Genomic DNA, 19,270 nt, shown 5'->3' on the forward strand with positions numbered 1-19,270 from the left:
CACCCGCCCTCACTCCCAAGCCTGTCCGAGTGCTGACGGGTCGACCTGCCCCGCCTTGCCCCGGAAGGCCCTGCCCAGCGCCTTACGCTTGAGCGCTGCCGTCAGACAACCGGCACCGCACAGGTACGCCCCCCGCCCTGGCAGCCTCCGCCGCCTGTCCGCCACCACGCCGCCCTGGGGACCTACCACGAACCGGGTGAGTTCCGCCTGTGCCTTGCGAGAACCGCACCCGACGCAGGTCCTGACCGGACCTGACGCCGTGATTTCCGTGAGATGTGTCCCGGGCCGTTTGGTTTCGCGGCGCATCCACCTAACCCCCTGTCGTTACGGTGCCTTGGCCGCTTCCACGCCCTCCGACCCGCCTGCCGCTGCCATCGCACCCCGCTCCGCGTTCAGCTCCGCGCGCAGCTTGGCTTCCTCCACCAGATAATTCTCCGCCGCGCTCTTCAGCTGGCGGGCCTTCTTGATGCCCACGCCCGGCACGTCGCCCAGGCGGGTGAGGTCTTTCTCGTTCGCGATGTCCTCCACCGTGCGGTAGCCGGCGAGGATGAGCTGCTCGATGGTCTTCTCACCAACGCCGCGCACGCGCGCCATGCGCTCCGGCTGGGACAGCTCGTCCGGGTGGCGGCGGGCCTCGGCCAGGCGGGCCTGCTCGCGCTCGTAGTCCATGCGCGACAGCTCCTGCTGGTCCTCCACCATGCGCTTCTTGGCTTCCTCCTGCATCGCGGCGATGCGGGTGGGGTCGATGCCGGGGATTTGCGCCAGCATCTCCGCATTGGCGTCCGCGACGTCGCGCGCCTGACGGAAGCCGTGCGCGTAGAGCGTCTCCACCAGCATCTCGTTGACGCCCGGCAGGGCACCGAGCGAGCGGCTGGCGAACTCGCGCATCTCCCGCACGCGGCTCTCGCTGTTGATGTCCAGCTTCCAGCCGGTCAGCTGGGCGGCCAGGCGCACGTTCTGCCCGCGCCGGCCGATGGCCAGCGACAGCTGGTCGTCCGGGACGATGAGCTCCATGGCGTGGTTGGCCTCGTCGATGATGACGCGGCTGACCTCCGCGGGGGCCAGGGCCGAGCACACGAAGCGCGCCGGGTCCTCGTCGTAGGGGACGATGTCGATCTTCTCTCCGCGCAGCTCCTGCACCACCGCCTGCACGCGGCTGCCCTTCATGCCCACGCACGCGCCCACCGGGTCCACGTCCGAGTCGCGGCTGGACACGGCGATCTTCGCGCGGCCACCGGGCTCACGCGCCGCCGCCTCGATGACGACGATGCCCTCGGCGATTTCCGGCACCTCCATCTCGAAGAGCTTGGTGAGCAGGTTCACGGAGGCGCGCGACAGGACGATCTGCGGGCCCTTGGACTCACGCAGCACGTCCAGCACGTACGCCTGGACGCGGTCGCCCGGGCGGTAGGTCTCACGCGGGACCTGCTCGCGGACCGGCAGCACGGCCTCCGCGCGGCCCAGGTCCACCACGATGTTGCCGCGCTCGAACCGGCGGGCGATGCCCGTGACGATCTCGTTCTTGCGGTCCTTGTACTCGTTGAAGACGTTCTCGCGCTCGGCGTCGCGGGTGCGCTGCAGGATGACCTGCTTGGCCGTCTGCGCGGCGATGCGGCCGAAGCCGCGGCGGAAGGTCTTCAGGCGGAGGATGTCGCCGTACTGGTCGTCCTGGGCCTTGGCTTCCGCGGCGTCCTCGTCCCGGTAGAAGATCTGGAAGACGAGCTCGTCGCCGGGCTCCACTTCCATGCCCTTCTTGTGGGCCTCTTCCATGGTGATCTGGTTCACCGCCTGGACGGGGTCGGTGATCTCCGCGACCACGGTGATGGCCTGGAAGAGCTCCACGACGCCCTTCTCCGGGTCGTACTTGGCCTCCAGGTTGCGGTCCTGGCCAAAGTGCTTCTTGGCCGCGGTGTTCATCGCGTCCTCGAGGGTGGCAATGAGCACGGCCCGTTCGATGCCCTTGTCCTTGGCGACCTGATCCAGGACGAGGTTGAGGTTGACTGCCGGGTTGGCGGGCGTGGGCATGGCTGTGTCTTCTCCGAAAATGGGTCCACGGGCGGCCCTGGCGCGAACAGGGTCCCCTGTATGTCGACGTCTAGAACTCGAACTCCAGATGGGCCTTGGCGATGTCCTTGAAGGGGATGATGAAGGCACCGCCCCCTTCCACGTCCACGGAGATGGCGTCGGCCACCACTCCGATGAGCGTGCCGCTGAAGTTCTTCCGCGGCGGGTCACCCAGCGGGCCAAAGGTCTTCACCTTGACCTTCTGCCCCTTCACCCGTTCGAAGTGCGCCGGCTTCTTCAAGGGCCGGTTCACACCCGGGCTGGACACCTCCAGGTTGTATTCCTGGGGGATGAAGTCCTCCACGTCGAGCACCGGGTCCACCGCGCGCGACACCTGGGAGCACTCGTCCAGTCCCACCCGGCCACCGGGCTTGTCGATGAACAGCCGCAACACCCAGCCCTCGCGCTCGCGGACGTACTCCACGTCCAGGAGCTCCAGGCCTTCGTTCGCCACGATGGGGTCCAGCAGCGCCGCTGCCTTCTCCTCCACCGTCTGTTTGATGTTCTTCGACTCCATGGCCAGGAAACAGGTCTCCAAAAACGCGAAAAGCGGGCACGGCGGCCCACTTTTCGAATGTGATGCGTCGAAAAATGTCGGGGCGTCCCGTAACACACGCCCCCTCGGGGTGTAAAGGAAGGACACACCCCGAGGCGCCGGCTCAAACGCCCCCCGGGATTGAAGGATTCCCAGGGGTTCCGAGTGACGCCGGTGGCGTTATAACGCCGCCATGCACCTCATCGCCGCCGCACAGATGGTGTCCACCGCGGACAAGGCCCACAACCTGGATGTGGCCACGCGCCTCGTGCGCCAGGCCGCCTCCCTGGGTGCCCACCTGGTGGGCCTGCCGGAGAACTTCTCCTGGATGGGCCCGGAGCCCGAGCGCCCCTCCGCCGCGGAAGCCCTGGACGGCCCCACCCTGAGCCGGATGGCGGAGCTGGCCCGGGGGACGAAGACGACGCTCCTGGCCGGCTCCATCCTGGAGGAGGGAGCGCCCGGCGGCCGGCTCTACAACACCAGCGTCCTGTTCGGCCCGGACGGCGCCCGGCTGGCCGTCTACCGGAAGATGCACCTGTTCGACGTGGATGTGGGAGACGGTGCCACCTACCAGGAGTCCGCGGCGGTGGCGCCGGGGACGGAGGTGGTGGCGGCGGACACGGTGGTGGGCCGGCTGGGGATGAGCGTCTGCTACGACCTGCGCTTCCCGGAGCTGTACCGGCGGCTGTCGAAGGACGGGGCGACGCTGCTCGCGGTGCCGGCGGCCTTCACGATGATGACGGGCAAGGACCACTGGGAGGTGCTGCTGCGCGCCCGGGCCATTGAAAACCAGGCGTACGTGCTGGCACCGGCCCAGGGCGGGCGGCACTCCGCGCAGCGGCTGACGTACGGCCACGCGATGGTGGTGGACCCGTGGGGCCTGGTGACGGCGCGGGCCTCCGAGGGCGAGGGCCTGGCGATTGCGCCGGTGGACCCGGAGCTCCAGGCACGCATCCGGCGGAATTTGCCGTGCCTGGCGCACAGGCGGCTGGACTAGGCGGGCGAGAGTGAACGAGAGGGGGCGGGAGGCCCCTTCGGCGCGACGTTTGCGGGTAGAGTGGTTTTCAGGAAGACCCCTCTGGTGAACGGACGACGCTGGCCTCCCCTTCTTTTCGCGGTCGCACTCATGGCCCTTCCTCCCGGCTGTACCGCCGATGAGAAGCCTCGTGGGCCCACCGAGGCGCCCCTGCCGCCCCCTGTTCCCCGCGCGCACCTGCGGGAGCTGACGGGGGACGTGCAGATCAAACGCGCGGTGGCGGATGAATGGAGCCCCGCGCGGAACGAGCTGCCCCTCTACGAGAACGACAAGGTCCGCACCGAGGCCGGGGCCAGCGCCCAGGTGGTGTTCGCCAATGGCAGCACGCTGCACCTGGGGGGCGATTCCCTGGTGGGCATCGCGGAGAGCAAGTTGCGAACGGACGTCACCGTCCTGCGGGGACGGGTGGATGCCACCCTGGAGAAGCCGGCCACCCAGTCGCTGTCCGTCACCACCCCATCCGCCACGGTTCGTGCGGGCAGGAAGATTGAATTCCAATGAAGGCCGCCCTCTGGCTCAGCGCGTGGATGGGGCTGTCCGTGGTGCCGTCAACCGCACCGACCGCCGTGGGGCGCGAGCCTCCGGACGGCACGGCCCTTCCCGGAGGCGGCGCACCGGCGGCCCCGCGCAAGGCACCCGGTACGGAGCCGCAGACGGCGCTCAAGGCGCTGGAGATGTCGCGCGCGGCGGTGAAGGCCGCGCCGAACGATGCGCGCCGCCGTGAGGCCGAGTCCCGGATGAAGGACGCGGAGGCGCACTTCCAGGCCGCGCGGTACGCGGACGCGCTGCACAAGGCGGACGAGGCGTGGGCGCTGCTCAACCCGCCCCAGCCGTCCAACTTCACGGTGGAGGTGGACCACGACGGCGGCACCACCACCGTCACCCACCGGCAGGGCCCTCCCGTCACCGTGGAGGCGCAGCACGCCACCCGCGTGCTGGCGAGGGGCGAGTCCGTGCGCGTGCAGCAGGGCACCGTGCTCCCGGAGCCGCCCGGCGCGCCGCAGCTGGCGCAGCCCGCGGACAAGGCCCGCTTCACGCTGAAGGCCACGCCCAACGGGCTGCTGGGGCCGGTGACGCTGGCGTGGACCTCCGTCACGGGCGCCACGCGCTACGAGGTGGAGGTCGTCGCGGAGGGCGTGGAAGAGGGAGCGGCACCGGCGCCGGTGCGCACGGTGCAGGCCGCGCGGCAATGGACGTTGCCGCCGCTGCCCGCGGGCCGTTATCGCTGGACGGTGACGGCGGTGAGTCCGGAGCAGGGACGGTCCCTGCCCTCCCAGATACGGCGCTTCGAGCTGGCCGCGGAATCGCTCGAACTCAACGTCAAGGTGAAGGACGGGTGGCAGAAGTAGCCGCCTGACCCGAGCGAGGAGCCACCGCCGTGCGACTTTTCAAAGCCATCCTCCTCCTGATGCTGGTGGTCAGCATCATCCCCACGCTGATGGTGGGCTGGTTGTCGGTGTCCCATACGCGCGAGCTGCTCATCCGCGACGCGCAGGAGCTGGCGCAGGAGCGCGTGAAGCAGCTGCGGCTCAAGGCGGAGAGCTTCCTGGAGGACCCCACGGAGCGCGTGGTGGGGCTGTCCAGCGTGCCGGGCGGCTTCTTCACCCTGCCGCGCGACACGCAGCGGCTGCACATCGCGGCGGTGCTCAACCAGCGCCCGGAGCTGCTGGCGCTCACCGTGTTCGGCGCGGACCGGCAGCGGCTGCCCGGCCTGCAGGCCTTCGCGGTGCACGACATGGCGCCCAGCGGGGTGGCGGAGCACGAGGAGCGCGCGCGGGCCCTGCTGGATGAAGGGCTCACCGGGGTGCGCTACTCGGACGTGGTGGCGTCCCATGGCGGAGGTGGCGGCGGGCCGGTGGTGACGCTGGCCTTCCCCGTGGGCGACCCGGTGCAGGGCTACATGGCCGCGGACATCACGCTCGCGGGCCTACGGCAGATGCTGGCGCAGGAGCGCGTGGGCAGCACGGGGTTCGCGTACCTGGCGGACCGGCACGGCCGCTTGATTACCGGCGGCGGCGACCTGGGCGCGGTGGGTGACGACGTGTCGAAGCGGCTGCCCCTGGCGCACCTGCTCAAGCAGCGCGAGGGCACGCCCGACACGGAGCTGTTCCACGTGGGCAACTTCGGCGAGGGGCGCGACGCGGTGGTGTCCGCGTACTCGGTGCTGCCGGAGGCGGGCTGGGCCATCGTGTCCGAGCAGCCGGTGGAGCACGCCTACCGCCAGGTGGAGACCATGGAGCGGCGCATCCTCCTGGGCCTGGGCGGCGCCATCCTGGTGGCGCTGGTGCTGGCGGCCATCTTCTCCCGCAACCTCACGCAGCCGCTGAAGACCTTCATCGCGACGTCGCTGGAGCTGGCGCGCGGCAAGTTCGGCGTGGAGGTGCACCTGAAGCAGAAGAACGAGCTGGGGGAGCTGGCCCAGACGTTCAACTACATGAGCAAGCAGCTCATGGCCTACGACATGGAGACGCGCGGCCTCTACGAGAGCCTGGAGAAGGGCTACCTGGAGACCATCGTCGCGCTGGCCAACTCCATCGACTCCAAGGACGCGTACACGCGCGGCCACAGCCAGCGGGTGGGCGACGTGGCGGTGGAGATTGGCAAGGAGCTGAAGCTCACGGAGCGCGAGCTGCGGCAGCTGCAGTACGGCGGCATCCTCCACGACATCGGGAAGATTGGCATCCCGGAGAACATCCTCTGCAAGCAGTCCCGGCTCACCGACCAGGAGATGGCCCTGATGCGCGAGCACCCCGCCATCGGCGACGCCATCATCGGGCCGGTGACGTTCCTGGGTTCGGTGCGCGCGTGCGTGCGCCACCACCACGAGCGCTGGGACGGCACGGGCTACCCGGACAAGCTCAAGGGCGAGGACATTCCGCTGCTCGCGCGCATCGTGGCGTGCGCGGACACCTTCGATGCGTGCACCTCCACGCGCCCCTACCAGAAGGCCATGCCGCTGGAGAAGGCGATGGAGATCCTGGACAACCTGAGCGGCGCGCAGCTGGACCCCAAGGTGGTGCTGGCGCTGCGCGCGGTGCTGGCCCAGCGGGGCGTGCGGCTGGAAGGCCACCGGCAGCCCGTCAAGCTGGCTTCCTGAAGCCCCGCTCCCCGGGCCCTTTCGCTTTCGCGGCAGGTCCCCCTCCCCGCCGGAAGGATGGTAGGGAGGGGCTGCTGCCCAAGCTTTGGAAGGTGGACCGGTGAGCAATTTCTGGGATCGCATCAAGCCCGCGCCCAAGCCCGTCAGCGCGACGGATGCGAAGCTGTCCGCGGATGGCGAGTCACTGACGCTGACGTGGGATGACGGCGTGACGACGACCGCCACCGCGCAGGTGCTGCGCCAGCAGTGCCCGTGCGCCGCGTGCGTGGACGAGTGGACGGCGAAGCGCACGCTGGACCCCTCGCAGGTGCCCGCGAACCTGCGCGTGCTGCAGATGCAGCCGGTGGGCAACTACGCGCTCGCGTTCGTCTTCAGCGACCAGCACACCACGGGCATCTATCCGTGGAAGCACCTGCGCGAAATCACCCAGTCGCAGGGGTGAAGCACCCCACCGCGTCTTTCCGGAGGTCCCCGTGACGTCGCGCTATCGGCTGCTGCAACCGCTGGCCACGGGAGGCATGGCGGAGCTGTTCCTGGGAGTGGCGAAGGGTGCGGAGGGCTTCGAGCGCACCGTGGCCATCAAGCGCGTGCTGCCGCACCTGGCGCGCGAGCCGGACATCTCCCGGATGTTCGTCTCCGAGGCGCGGCTGGCCATGCTGCTGCAGCACCAGAACATCGTCACCGTGCACGACGTGGGGGAGAGCGCGGAAGGGCTCTTCCTGGTGATGGAGCTGGTGGACGGCTGGGACCTGGGCGCGCTCATCCGCGCGGTGACGCGCCAGGGGCTGCGGGTTCCTCCGCACCTGGCGGTGTTCATCGCGAGCCAGGCCCAGGCGGGATTGCAGCACGCGTACCGCCGCCAGCACGACGGCCAGCCGGTGGTGACGGCGCACCGGGACGTGTCCCCGTCCAACCTGCTGGTGTCTCGCGAGGGCGAGGTGAAGGTCACGGACTTCGGCATCGCGCGGCTGGCGGGCCTGTCGCGCACGGAGCCCGGGGCCTTCAAGGGCAAGGTGCCCTACGCGGCGCCGGAGGTGCTCCGGGGCGAGCCGGCCACGGCGCTGAGTGATCAGTTCTCGCTGGGCACCATCCTCGCGGAGCTGCTCGCGGGGCAGCACCCGTTCGGGTCGGCGGCGGCGGAGCCGATGGCGGTGGCGTACTCCATCCTCAACCGCGCGCCCGCGTCACTGCCGGACGTGCCGGCGTCACTGGCCACGCTGGTGCTGCGCATGCTGTCGCGCGACCCGGCGGCCCGCTTCCCGGAGCCGGAGGACGTGTCGGAGGCATTGGCGCGGTGGCTCGCTCAGACGGGGGAGCCCGCGTCGTCGCATGCGCTGGCGACCTTCCTTCGTGGCGTCCGGCTGCCCATGTCCGTGGGAGAGGTGGCCCGGACCGCGCTCGCGGAGGCCCCGGCTTCGACGTCGGCGTCGTTCGTGATGTCCGTCGCGCCGCACGAGGGCATGGACACCGGGCGCATCCCGTCCGCGTCTGGCGCCCGACCGGGCACGATGGCCTATGGCGGTGGCGCCGCGGCTTCGCCAGCGTGGAAGGCGCCTCCGGCGTCCGTTCCCGTGGCGGCGGAGGAAGAGGAGCCGTGGAGCCCACCGGCTGGAGGCGTCTCGCTGTCCGCGTCCGGCGCCGTGGTCCACACCTGCGCCCTGTGCGGCTCGGCGCTGGAGTCCCCTGACTCGCCCTGTGAGGCCTGCACGCGCGGACCCCGGCGCCGGACGCAGGCGCCCACCCCTGCCCCGGTGGATGCGCCCGCGCTGGCCACCCAGTCCATCTCGGACGTGGACGATGCGGCGCGGATGAACCGGCCCAGCATCCGTCAGGCGGCCCAGGGTGACCTGGAACTGGAGGAGCGCGCGCCCCGGGTGGAGAGCTCGCCTTCGGAGTTCGAGCCTGCGGCGCCTTCCCGCCCTCGCAGGCGCTGGGGACCGGCGGTGGCGCTGCTCGGCATCGCGGCGGTGCTCGCGGCGGGCGCGCTGTTCGTGTGGCCCCAGTACGAGACGCAGGTGATGCGCGCGCTCGGACTGCCTTCGGCGGTCCTGTCCATCCGCAGCGAGCCCTCCGGTGCCACCGTCCTGGTGGACGGCGTGGAGGTGGGCGTGACGCCGCTGGTGATGGACAACGCCTACCCCGCGCGCTCCGTCCCCGTGCAGCTCAAGCTCAAGGGCTACCGCGTCTGGACGGGGTCGTTCATGGGCGGCAAGAAGTCGGACGTGCAGGCGGAGCTCAAGCGCTGACGCTCCGCCTTACGCCCGTCCTATTTCACCAGCCGCAGGTGGCCACGGCGCGGCGGCTGCGGCTCGTCCGGGGGGCCCCCCTCGGGCGGCGGCGGAGGCGCCACCTCCGGACGTGACTCCGGCTCGTCGGAGTGCTCGGCCTGCACCTCGCGCAGGAAGGCGCGGGGCCTCTCCGCGGCCACGGGCACCGGCGCGGGCTGCGGCGGGCGCGCGACGGAGGTCGACGCCACCGGGGGCTGCTGGAGCAGCTCCGGCGGCATCTCCTCCGGGTACATCCAGAACTCCTTCGTCACGTGGCTGGCGATGGCGAACAGCGCGGACCAGGGCACCGCCACCGTGAAGCGCGAACCGGAGAAGCTCAGCGTGGTGCGCACGCCCCACTCGCCCACCGTGAGGTCGGGTGGCTCGAAGCGGTAGGAGAGGTTGAGGCGCAGGTGCGCTTCGCCTCGCAGGCTGGCGGGGACGAGCACACCGGGGCGACGCGCGTCCAGGTGGATCATCACCATGCCCTGGTCGAGCGCGGCCAGCAGCCGCTCCTTCTTGTCGGAAACCTTCTTGTCCATTCCAGCCTGTCCAGCGGGGGAATTGCGGGAGCGCCCTCAACGACGGCGCACTTCCCGGTCCATCTCCCGCTTCGTCTCCCGTTCCTTGATGTCGTGGCGGCGATCTTCGTGCGTCTTGCCGCGGCACAGGCCCAGCTCCACCTTGGCCCGTCCCTTCCTGAAGTACAGCACGAGCGGGATGATGGAGTAACCGCGCTCGCGCACCTTCGCCGTCCACCGGTCTATCTCCGCCCGGTGCATCAGCAGCTTCCGGCCCCGGGTGGGAAGGTGGTCGAAGACGCTGGCCGCCTTGTAGGAGCCGATGTGGGCGTTGAGCAGGAACAGCTCCGTGCCCTTCTGGAGCGCGTAGGCGTCCGACAGGTTGGCCGTCCCTTCACGCAACGACTTCACCTCGCTCCCCGTGAGCTCCAGCCCGGCCTCTATCTTCTCATCCACCGTGTAGTCGAAGCGCGCACGCCGGTTCTCGGCAATGAGCTTCACCCCCGGCTCCGCACCCACACCCTTCGACTTTCCAGCGGCCATAACGTGTCCCGGGTCTCCTAACCGGCCAGCGGCATGTTGTCGATGAGCCGCGTGGTGCCCGAGAAGGCCGCCACCAGCATGCGCGCCGTCTGTCCGGGCGCCACCGAGTCCAGGGGTGAAAGCGTTCCGGCGTCCCGAACCTCCACGTAGTCCTCGCGCAGGTTCGCCGCCTGCAATTCACGGCGGGCGGCCTCCACCAGCGCCCGAGTGTCCCGGGTGCCGGAGGCGAGCAGGCCCTGGGCTGCCCGGATGCCCTTCGACAGGGCGAGCGCCCGCTGGCGTTCTTCCGCGGACAGATAGGCGTTCCGGCTGCTCATGGCCAGCCCGTCCGCCTCACGGATGGTGGGCATGCCCACGATGTCCGCGCCCAGGTGCAGGTCGCGGTTGAGCGTCTTGATGACCTGGAGCTGCTGGTAGTCCTTCTCTCCGAACAGCGCCACGGCGGGCCGGAACAGCGCCAACAGCTGCGTGACGATGGTGGCGACGCCCCGGAAGTGGCCGGGACGCCGCTCACCGCACAGCCCCTGGCTGACCTCCGTCACCTCCACGTAGGTCTGGTAGCCCGGGGGGTACATCGCCGCGGGCTCGGGCGCGAACACGGCCGAGACGCCCGCGCTCGCGCACTTCGCCAGGTCCCCCTCGAAGTCGCGCGGGTAGCGCGCCAGGTCCTCGCGGGGACCGAACTGCGTGGGGTTCACGAAGATGGAGGCAGCCACCACGTCCGCGCGCCGGCCGCCCTCCCTCATGAGCGAGACGTGGCCCTCATGCAGGAAGCCCATGGTGGGAACGAGCGCCAGGGACTTGCCCTCCTTCTGGAGGGACGCGACCCAGGCCTTCACTTCCGCAACGGTGCGCAGGACGTGGGGGGCCATGGCTAGACGGGCGCCCCGTAGATGCCGCCGACCTTCTCCGCGGGCTCGCCAGCGCCTTCCGCGTCGGGGGCCACCGGCGTGGGCGTCACCAGCCGGATGCCCTTGGTGGCCTTGAAGCTGTGCTCTTCATCCGGGAAGGTGCCCGCACGCACTTCGGAGAAGTACGTGTTCGCGGCCTCGGTGATGTTCCCGTGCAGGTTGGCGAAGCGCTTCACGAACTTCGGCTTGAAGTCCGGGTTCATGCCCAGCAGGTCGTAGCAGACCAGCACCTGGCCATCACAGTGCTTGCCCGCGCCAATGCCGATGGTCGGAATCTTGAGGCTCTGGGTGATGGTGCGCGCCAGCTCCAGCGGCACGCCCTCCAGCACCAGCGCATAGGCGCCGGCGGCCTCCAGGGCGAGCGCGTCCTCCAGCATGCGGCGCGCGGCGTCCTCGTCGCGGCCCTGCACCACGTAGCCGCCCATCTTGTGCACCGACTGCGGCGTGAGGCCCAGGTGGCCCATGACGGGGATGCTGGCGCGGACGATGGCGCGCACGGTGTCGGCGAACTCGGCGCCGCCCTCCAGCTTCACGCTGCCCACGTTGCCTTCGGACACGAGCCGCCCGGCGTTGCGCACCGCCTCCTGCGGCGACACCTGGTAGCTCATGAACGGCATGTCCCCCACCACGTGCGCCCGCTTCGCGCCGCGGCTCACCGCCGTGCAGTGGTAGATCATCTGGTCCAGGGTGACAGGCAGCGTGGACTCCTGGCCCTGGACGACCATGCCCAGCGAGTCACCGACCAGGAGCACGTCCGCGCCGCCCTCGTCGAGGATGCGCGCGAACGTCGCGTCGTACGCGGTGACCATGCAGATCTTCTGACCGGACTGCTTCAGGCGCTTCAGCGTGTGGATGGTGACCTTGTCCTTCACGGTTCACCTCCTGTGGGCAAGACGGGTGGGACAGCCTCGTGGAACGTCAGGCCCCTCGCCGTCCCCAGGGGGATCGCCGGAGGCCAGGGCTCCACGGGGATGCACTCTAACGCCCTCGGGGCCGCGTGGGGGTTTAACCCACGCCAGGCAGCCAGGCGGGCGGCGGCCGTCAGCCCCGGCGGGACCGGGGGGTGTAGTGCTGCACACCGGACTTCGCGTTCGCGATGGTCTTCAGCAGGTCCTCGCGGTCGTCCTCGTTGTGCACGAAGTCGATGTCCGACGTGTTCACCACCAGGAGCGGCGTGTCCTGGTAGTGCGCGAAGAAGTCGTTGTACGCGTGCGTGAGCGACTCCAGGTAGCCCGCGTCGAACTTGCGCTCGAACTCACGGCCGCGCTTCTTGATGCGGTGCAGCAGCACGTCCAGCTGGGCCTGGAGGTAGATGACCAGGTCGGGCTGCGGGACGCGGGGCCCCAGCGCCTCGAAGACGCGGTCGTAGAGGGCCAGCTCATCCGAGGCCAGCGTGAGGTTGGCGAAGATGCGGTCCTTCGCGAACAGGTAGTCGCTCACGGTGACGGAGCGGAACAGGTCCTGCTGGAAGAGCTCCTGCTGCTGGCGGAAGCGCGAGAGCAGGAAGAACACCTGCGTCTGGAACGCGAACTTCTGCCGGTCCGCGTAGAAGCTGGAGAGGAAGGGATTCTCCTCCACCACCTCCAGAATGCGGCGGCTGCCCAGTCGCTCCGTGAGGAGGTTGGTGAGGCTCGTCTTGCCCACGCCGATGGGGCCTTCGACGACGATGTAGCGGTGGTCCATCGGCCCGAGGCCTCCGCCCCCGGAAAGCCACGCATGAGACACATGCGCGCGCGGGGGGCGGATAACACAACCATGCCCCCGTGCATCCGGCAATTTTCGCCGGGCCACCCTGCCCTTGCGCCCTCCGAGGTCATCCCCTACGGTGCCCGCGAACACGGACTGCGGGAGCGACGGGCCACAGATGCGCGGCAGGCAGCGGGTGAAGACGGTGGTGGATCTGGTGGAAACGACGGAAGCGGCGCCCGCCGCCCGTCCGGCCACGGCCCCTCCCGCACCTCCGGTGGACGTGGATCCACTCTATGGCGTGGCCCTGCTGAAGACGGCCTTCGAGCTGAAGCGCCGGCCCGAGGGCTCCGTGGAGGAGGTCCTCAGCGGCGTGCTCGCGCGCCTGCGCATCAATGAGGACGAGTTCCGCGCGTTCCTCGCCCAGCAGGGTGGGCTCCTGGCCGCGCTGGGCCAGAAGCGCTGAAGTCCCCTACTCCTCTGCGTCCTGTCCTTCTGGCGCGTCCGGAGGCGGCGGCGCCATGGCCGTCACGGGGCCCAGGGCGCGCTCGATGGCGGCGAACTCCTCCGGGGAGAGCGTCTCCGCGCGGCGGCCCGGGTCGATGCCCGCCGTCTGGAGCGCGGCGAGCATCACCTCCGGCGGCGCCAGGCCCTTGTCGGACTTGAGCGAGTTGATCAGCGTCTTGCGGCGCTGCGCGAAGCCGGCCTTCACCAGCCGCGTGAAGCGGGCCTCGTCCACCAGCGGCGCGCGGGGCTTCTTGAGCCGCGTGAGGCGCAGCACGGCGGAGTCCACCTTCGGGGGCGGATGGAAGCGCCACGCCTCCAGCGTGAGCACGTTCTCCACGTCGAAGTGCAGGCCGAGCAGCACCGTGAGCAGCCCGTAGTCGCGGTTGCCGGGCTCCGCGGCCAGCCGCACCACCACTTCCTTCTGGAGCGTGAAGACAGCGCGCGAGATGCGGGCGCGCTGCGCGAGCACCTGGAAGAGGATGGGGCTGGTGAGGTGGTACGGCAGGTTGCCCACGAGCGCGATTTCCTCCGCGCCGGCCACCTGGGCGAAGTCCACCGTGGCGGCGTTGCCGGGCACCACGCGCACGCCGGGGATGGCCTCCTTCTCCAGCACGGCCACCATGTCGCGGTCGCGCTCCACGGCGGTGACGCGCGCGCCGGTGGCGGCGAGGAAGCGCGTGAGGTGGCCCAGGCCGGGCCCCAGCTCCACCACGGGTTCGCCCTCGCGCAGCGCGAGCGCGTCCGCGATCTCCTGGAGCGCGTCCGCGTCTCCAAGGAAGTTCTGTCCCCAGCTGTGCTTGGCCCGCAGGCCGTGGCGCTTGAGGATGTCGCGCGGAGAATCCACTGTCAGGCCCCTACTCCATGCGCCAGGCGGGGTCGGCCGCGAGGCGGAAATCACCGCGCAAGCCGCGGCGCCACGCTTCATACCCCGCGACGGCGATCATCGCGCCATTGTCCGTGCACAGCCGCACCGGCGGCAGGAACATGCGCAGGCCGCGCTCCTCCGCGCGCTGCTTGCACAGCGCCCTGAGCCGCGAGTTCGCCGCCACGCCGCCGCACAGCACCAGTTGGTGGTGGCCCAGCTTCCTGGCCGCGGCGACGAGCTTCTTCGACAGCACGTCCGCCACCGCCTCCTGGAACGACGCGCACAGGTCGTGGAGGGCCTGGCCTTCCGGCACGCCGTGCTTCTGGACGTGGTGGAGCACCGACGTCTTCAGGCCGGAGAAGGACACGTCCAGGTTGTCGCCCGGCAGCGCGCGAGGGAAGCGGATGGCCTCCGGGTCGCCCTTCTGCGCCAGCTCGTCGATGGGCTGCCCGCCCGGGTACGGCAGGCCGAGGATGCGCGCCGTCTTGTCGTAGGCCTCGCCCGCGGCGTCGTCGCGCGTGCGGCCGACGAGGCGGTAGTTCCCGTAGTCGCGCACCTCGTAGAGGCTGGTGTGGCCGCCGGAGACGACGAGCCCCAGGAACGGCGGCGCGGGCGCGTCCTCCAGCAGGCGGATGGCCAGCAGGTGCCCTTCCAGGTGGTTGGCGCCCACGAAGGGCTTGCCGGTGGCGAGGCTCAGCCCCTTGGCCACCTGGAGTCCCACGAGCAGCGCGCCGATGAGGCCGGGGCCGGACGTGACGGCGATGAGGTCGATGTCGTCCAGCGTCTTGTCCGCGCGGGTGAGGGCCTCGTGGACGACGGGCATCACCTGGACGATGTGGTTGCGGCTGGCCAGCTCCGGCACGACGCCGCCCCAGCGGCGGTGGATGTCCACCTGCGTGGAGACGACGTCCGACAGGACGCGCCGCCCGTCCTCCACGACGGCGGCGGCGGTTTCATCGCACGAGGTTTCAAGTCCCAGGACGAGCACGACGACTCCGACAACAAGGGCGGGCAGGAGGCGGACGGGCCGCCTCCCCTGCTCATTTCATCCCATTGAGCAGGGCACGCACCTCGTCCGCCGAGCTTCCCGTCGGTTCGAGGAACAGATACCGCTTGTAGGCATCGGCTGCTCGGGTTTGATCGCCGGAGAACTGGAGCGAGCTGCCCAGCCAGAACCAGGCCTTCGCGTTCTTGGGCTCCGCCTTGACGACGTCCTGGAGCAGCCTGGCCGCTTCGCGGTAGCCGGCCTCGCTGGTGCTGCTGTTGTTGGCCAACGAGATGCCCAGGCCCGTCTTCGCCTCGATGGAGTCGTTGTCGAGCGCGAGCGCCTTGCGGTAGGCGGTGAGCGCCGTCTTGAAGCTCTTGCGGGCCAGCGCCGTGCGGCCGTCCTTGATGTAGTCCGCGTAGGTGGCCTTGGGCTGCGCGGCCTCCGTGGGCGTCGCGGGCGGAGGCGTGACCGCGACGGCGCCCGCGTCGGGAACGGCGGCGGGCTCGGGCGTGGCCGTCTTCACCGGCGTGCCCGCGTCCTCCGGGGCGGTGACGGTCTTCGCCGGGGGCGTGCCCGCGTCGGGCTGAGCGTCCACGGTCTTCGTGGGCGGAGGCGTGACGGCCGGCGGAGGCGTCGTCTCCGGCGGCTTGGGCGCATCCTCGGGCTTCGTGGGCTGCGTCACCTTGGGCGCGTCGGGCTTGGGCGTTTCGGCGCTGCCCGAGCCCTTGGACAGCACCACCGCGGCCACGGCCGCGACCAGAACCAGGCCGCCCGCGATGTAGAGGCCCGTGCGCTTGGGCTTCATCGCGGCGATCAGCGCCGCGTCGTCCTCGTCGTGCGAGGGCTTGGCGGCGGCGGGCTTCGTGCTGCTCGTGGACGCGCTGCTGGCCGGGGGGGCCGAGACAGGGGCCGCGGTGTGCGTCTCGGGAACCGGGGCGCTCGCCGCGGACGGCTGCACGGGCGCGGCGGGCTCGGGCTCCGTGAAGTACGCCTCGGAGGCGGGCACGTCCTGCGCGGCGGTCTCCACCGGCTCCATGGCGGCCGGCTGCGCGTTGAAGGGCGTCGACTCGGGGAACTCGACGTTGAGCGCCACGGGGGCCACCTGCGGCGGCACGATGCCGTGGCCCGGATACGGCGGCAGCGCGAGCTGCGGCGGCGCGGACTCCTCCACCGGGACCTCTTCGTGGAAGGGCTCCGTGCCGCTGACCAGCGTCACCTCGGACGACGGCGGGGCCGGCGTGGGCGGAGGCACCGGGGCCAGCGGGCTGGGCGCGATGGCCGCGCCACCGAAGATGGGCGGGCGCGAGGGCTGCGGCTCCACGGGCGTCTGCGCGGGCTGGGCGGCGAACGGACTGGGCGCGGCCGGTGCTCGGGACGCGGACGACCAGGGCGAACCGGGGCCCCAGGTGCTGGAGGCGCTCAGGCCCTCCGTGTCCACCCGGCTCCAGTCGAGCAGCAGGCTGCGCCGCGCATGATCCACCGCGCGGTGCGCCGGAGGCGGCTCCACGAGGAACGCCGAGCCCTCCTGCGACAGCGGCGGAACCGCGGGCTCCGCGCCCTCCTGGCCGAACGAGGGCGGCCCGCCCTCCCCCGGACGAACGCGCGGCGGGAAGATGATCACCTGCGCGGGCTGCGGGGAGACTGGCGCGGGCGCCATCTCCGCCACGGGCGTGACCTCCTCCACGGGCTCGGGGTGCGCGGGCGCGGCTTCGGGCTCGGCGACCGGGACCTCCGCCACGGGCGCCGCTTCCACTGGAGGCGCTTCCACGGGGGCCGGCGCGTCTTGGGGCGCGGACTCCTGCGCGGGCGCGACGTCCACGGGGATGGGCGGCGCGGCGTTCAGCCACTGCTCGATGCCCGGCTTGCTGCTCTGCACGGGCTCCAGCGGCGCGTTGCCCAGCTCGCGGATCAGCCCCTCGAAGTACAGCTTGCTGATGATGCCCAGCGCGGCCAGGTCCTCGAAGTCCGAGTCCTCCACCACGCGCGACAGCGCGCGCTTGCCGTCGAACAGGCGCAAGAGGCCGTTCACCTCGTCGGGGATCTCCGACAGGCGGTCCGCCAGCTGGTGGTAGTCAATTTCGAAGACCGTCTCCAGCGGGGGGAGCTGCTCGAGCATCCGGCCCCACTCGTCCAGCCGGCGCATGCCCTCCATGAGGAGGCCCTGCGTGGAGACCTCGATGCGCTCGGTGCGGTCCAACGTGGTGAACTGCACGTCGAACTGGCCTTCGAACGTGTTGAGCAGGCGGTAGAAGGCGTTCTCGCCCTTGAGCCGGCCCAGCTCCGCGTCGATGACGCGGCCTTCCTTGAAGTAGACGACGCCGGTGCGCTCGCCCTGGATGGAGATGACGCCCGTCTTGCGGCCGATTTCAAAGGTCTGGACCAGGTCCACGACGCCCATGTCGGCGAGGCTTCCCGCGAAGCCGCCCTTGGTCGTCTCGCGCTTCTCGATGCGTTCCTTCTCGGCCTTCTGAAGGATCATCTTCACGCGGGTGACGATCTCTTTGATGTAGATGGGCTTCGTCAGGTAGTCGTCGCCCCCGAGCTCCAGGCCGCGCACCTTGAACTCGACCGACTTCTGGTTCGTCAGGAAGACGAAGGGGATGAACTTGAAGCGCTCGTCGGACTTGAGCGTCTTGCAGAGCTCGAAGCCGTCCATCTCCGGCATCTTGGTGTCCGCGAGCACGAGGTCCGGCGGGCTGATCTGGACCTTCTCCAGCGCATCCTTGCCGTGGATCGCAGTCGTGACTGAGAAGCCGGCCTTCTTCAGGCTGACCTCCATCACGCGCAGACTCTTCGCGTCACCATCGACGAGGAGCAGGTGCTGCTTGGCCACGTGGCATGCCTTTCAAGACGGGCGGGACGGCGGATCCGACGGGGGCGTCCCGTAGGGGCAAGCATCGGGTCCGGTTTCCAGGTGTGTCAATGGGCGGGACTGTCCGGAAAACCGGCCGGCTCCCTCCCCGGGGGACAGGCGAGTCAGCGGAAGAGGCCCTTCTTGGGCGGGTTCTTCTTGCGCATGTCGATGAGCCGCAGCTCCTGGTTCGCCTCCAGGTGCTTGGGGTTCGCACGGACGGCTTCCCGGAAGTGCTTCTCCGCGCGGTCCATGTCCCCTTCCACGCGGGCGATGACGCCCAGCTGGTAGTGGGCGCGATCACAGTTCGGGTCGGTGCGCACCGCATCCGCCATCCACTGTTTCGCGCGGGGCATGTCGGCCTTGCGGCTGGGATCCATGTACACGGACCAGGCGCGCGCCGCGAGGTACAGGGGCTTGGGGTCCAGGCCGTACGCGCGCTCATAGTGCTCGCTGGCGGCGAGGAAGTCGCGCTTGCGGAAGAACACCTCGCCCATGCGGAAGAGGTCGTCCGCGTTGGTGTCCGCGCGGGCCGCGGCGGGGCTGCCGGGACGGGCGGCGCTGGAGGCCGGGGGCTTCGGCGCGGCCTGCGCGCCCTGCTGGGCCAGCTGGTAGTTCTTGCGGCGGGTGTCGTCGTGGAGGACTTCGTAGGCCTCGCGGATGGACTCGAAGACGGCGGTGATCTTCGGCGCCAGGTGGGGCAGCGACGGGGGCAGCCGGTCCGGGTGGAAGACCTTGGCGAGGCTCAGGAAGGCGGCCTTCACCTGGTCCCGGGTGGCGTCCTGCGGAACCCCAAGTGTGACGAAGTGATCCTTCTTCGTCTGGATGTCGGCGTAGCGCTGCTCAATCTGCTGCGCGAGCCGGCCCTCGTCGGGCTTGGGGGGCTCCGTCGGCGCGGCGACGGCGGCGGACGGCGGCGCGGCGCCCTCGGGCGTGGCCGGGGTGGTCGCGGGAGCGGGGCGGGTGCCGAGCGCGCCCATGTTCTCCATGGCGCGGCGCAGGAGGCGCTGGCGCCGGAGCTTGGAGGCTTCGTCGGGGTTGGAGGGGTCTTCGGCCGCCACGTCGTCCTCGTCAAAATCCCAGTCGTCCAGATCACCGGACAGCTCGTCCCCAGTCTGGCCAGAAGCCTCCGCGTTGTCACCGGGGAACGCGGTGGAGCGGGGAGAAGGCAGCGGCTCGAACGTCGCTTCGACGATGGCCTCGACGAGGAATTCGTTGGCGTCGCCCGCCGAGCGGACATCCGAGCGGATGAGGGCTTCCAGGTGGGCGTCCACCTGCTGGAGGGCGGCCTCGAAGGAGGCGGTGAGGTTCTGGGCGGGGTCGTTGGACTCGTCGAAGGAGACGATGCGCCACAGGTCGTCCTCGCTGGCGCGGGTGGGGCGCACGGGCGGTGTGGAGG

The 19,270-nt window shown here is 70.5% G+C and carries 19 protein-coding genes; 7 read left to right on the plus strand and 12 right to left on the minus strand.

Going from position 1 to position 19,270, the window contains the following annotated elements:
- Positions 1-9: 9 nt before the first annotated feature.
- The 3 genes from D7V80_RS32110 to rimP form a co-directional block, all read right to left on the minus strand.
- Entirely contained in the window at positions 10-306 is a 297-nt protein-coding gene (locus D7V80_RS32110) for a YlxR family RNase P modulator (protein WP_120591749.1), read from the minus strand.
- A gap of 18 nt (positions 307-324) precedes the next feature.
- On the minus strand, positions 325-2,025 hold the full coding sequence (gene nusA / locus D7V80_RS32115; protein WP_120591750.1) for a transcription termination factor NusA: 1,701 nt from the start codon (positions 2,023-2,025) through the stop codon (positions 325-327).
- A 70-nt stretch (positions 2,026-2,095) separates the two neighbouring features.
- Positions 2,096-2,581 carry a ribosome maturation factor RimP gene (rimP, locus tag D7V80_RS32120; protein ID WP_120591762.1) on the minus strand — a complete coding sequence of 162 codons (486 nt, stop codon included), beginning with the start codon at positions 2,579-2,581 and terminating at the stop codon, positions 2,096-2,098.
- 211 nt (positions 2,582-2,792) lie between these two features.
- Here rimP and D7V80_RS32125 point away from each other — a divergent pair, with 211 nt between their 5' ends.
- The 6 genes from D7V80_RS32125 (at position 2,793) to D7V80_RS32150 (ending at position 8,978) form a co-directional block, all read left to right on the plus strand.
- Positions 2,793-3,596, plus strand: a complete 804-nt coding sequence (locus D7V80_RS32125; protein ID WP_120591751.1) for a carbon-nitrogen hydrolase family protein — start codon at positions 2,793-2,795, stop codon at positions 3,594-3,596.
- 129 nt (positions 3,597-3,725) lie between these two features.
- Positions 3,726-4,136 (plus strand): FecR family protein, encoded by a 411-nt coding sequence (locus D7V80_RS32130; protein WP_199738907.1) that lies wholly within the window; start codon positions 3,726-3,728, stop codon positions 4,134-4,136.
- Positions 4,133-4,984: a peptidoglycan-binding protein LysM gene (locus tag D7V80_RS32135; protein ID WP_120591753.1), complete on the plus strand. Its 852-nt coding sequence runs from the start codon at positions 4,133-4,135 to the stop codon at positions 4,982-4,984. The genes D7V80_RS32130 and D7V80_RS32135 overlap by 4 nt, the downstream gene beginning before the upstream one ends.
- A gap of 29 nt (positions 4,985-5,013) precedes the next feature.
- On the plus strand, positions 5,014-6,732 hold the full coding sequence (locus tag D7V80_RS32140) for an HD domain-containing phosphohydrolase (protein ID WP_120591754.1): 1,719 nt from the start codon (positions 5,014-5,016) through the stop codon (positions 6,730-6,732).
- Between the two features lie 100 nt (positions 6,733-6,832).
- Positions 6,833-7,174 carry a DUF971 domain-containing protein gene (locus tag D7V80_RS32145; protein WP_014398819.1) on the plus strand — a complete coding sequence of 114 codons (342 nt, stop codon included), beginning with the start codon at positions 6,833-6,835 and terminating at the stop codon, positions 7,172-7,174.
- Positions 7,175-7,205: 31 nt separating this feature from the next.
- Entirely contained in the window at positions 7,206-8,978 is a 1,773-nt protein-coding gene (locus D7V80_RS32150; RefSeq protein WP_120591756.1) for a serine/threonine-protein kinase, read from the plus strand.
- A gap of 20 nt (positions 8,979-8,998) precedes the next feature.
- Here D7V80_RS32150 and D7V80_RS32155 read toward each other — a convergent pair whose 3' ends face one another.
- The 5 genes from D7V80_RS32155 to D7V80_RS32175 form a co-directional block, all read right to left on the minus strand.
- A complete protein-coding gene (locus tag D7V80_RS32155; RefSeq protein WP_014398821.1) occupies positions 8,999-9,541 on the minus strand; it encodes a ClpXP protease specificity-enhancing factor SspB in 543 nt (180 codons plus the stop codon).
- A gap of 36 nt (positions 9,542-9,577) precedes the next feature.
- Complete coding sequence (gene smpB / locus D7V80_RS32160; protein WP_014398822.1) at positions 9,578-10,063, minus strand: SsrA-binding protein SmpB; 486 nt, start codon at positions 10,061-10,063, stop codon at positions 9,578-9,580.
- Positions 10,064-10,080: 17 nt separating this feature from the next.
- Positions 10,081-10,935, minus strand: a complete 855-nt coding sequence (panC, locus tag D7V80_RS32165) for a pantoate--beta-alanine ligase (protein WP_120591757.1) — start codon at positions 10,933-10,935, stop codon at positions 10,081-10,083.
- A gap of 2 nt (positions 10,936-10,937) precedes the next feature.
- A complete protein-coding gene (gene panB / locus D7V80_RS32170; RefSeq protein WP_120591758.1) occupies positions 10,938-11,846 on the minus strand; it encodes a 3-methyl-2-oxobutanoate hydroxymethyltransferase in 909 nt (302 codons plus the stop codon).
- Positions 11,847-12,015: 169 nt separating this feature from the next.
- Positions 12,016-12,657 (minus strand): deoxynucleoside kinase, encoded by a 642-nt coding sequence (locus D7V80_RS32175; protein WP_014398825.1) that lies wholly within the window; start codon positions 12,655-12,657, stop codon positions 12,016-12,018.
- A gap of 181 nt (positions 12,658-12,838) precedes the next feature.
- On the opposite strand from D7V80_RS32175, the gene D7V80_RS32180 reads away from it, so the two are divergent.
- The gene (locus D7V80_RS32180) at positions 12,839-13,126 is read left to right on the plus strand and encodes a hypothetical protein (protein WP_043321988.1); all 288 of its coding nucleotides are present in this window, start codon (positions 12,839-12,841) and stop codon (positions 13,124-13,126) included.
- Between the two features lie 6 nt (positions 13,127-13,132).
- On the opposite strand, the gene rsmA is transcribed toward D7V80_RS32180, so the two are convergent.
- From rsmA to D7V80_RS32200, 4 genes are all read right to left on the minus strand, one after another.
- Positions 13,133-14,011 (minus strand): 16S rRNA (adenine(1518)-N(6)/adenine(1519)-N(6))-dimethyltransferase RsmA, encoded by an 879-nt coding sequence (gene rsmA, locus D7V80_RS32185; RefSeq protein WP_120591759.1) that lies wholly within the window; start codon positions 14,009-14,011, stop codon positions 13,133-13,135.
- A gap of 10 nt (positions 14,012-14,021) precedes the next feature.
- Complete coding sequence (gene tsaD / locus D7V80_RS32190; RefSeq protein WP_120591760.1) at positions 14,022-15,020, minus strand: tRNA (adenosine(37)-N6)-threonylcarbamoyltransferase complex transferase subunit TsaD; 999 nt, start codon at positions 15,018-15,020, stop codon at positions 14,022-14,024.
- 52 nt (positions 15,021-15,072) lie between these two features.
- Entirely contained in the window at positions 15,073-17,853 is a 2,781-nt protein-coding gene (locus D7V80_RS32195) for a response regulator (protein WP_120591761.1), read from the minus strand.
- A 143-nt stretch (positions 17,854-17,996) separates the two neighbouring features.
- Positions 17,997-19,270: J domain-containing protein (locus tag D7V80_RS32200; protein ID WP_120591763.1), on the minus strand; the 1,274-nt coding region annotated here is incomplete at its 5' end.

It is taken from the genome of Corallococcus sp. CA054B (assembly GCF_003611625.1).
GTDB lineage: Bacteria > Myxococcota > Myxococcia > Myxococcales > Myxococcaceae > Corallococcus > Corallococcus coralloides.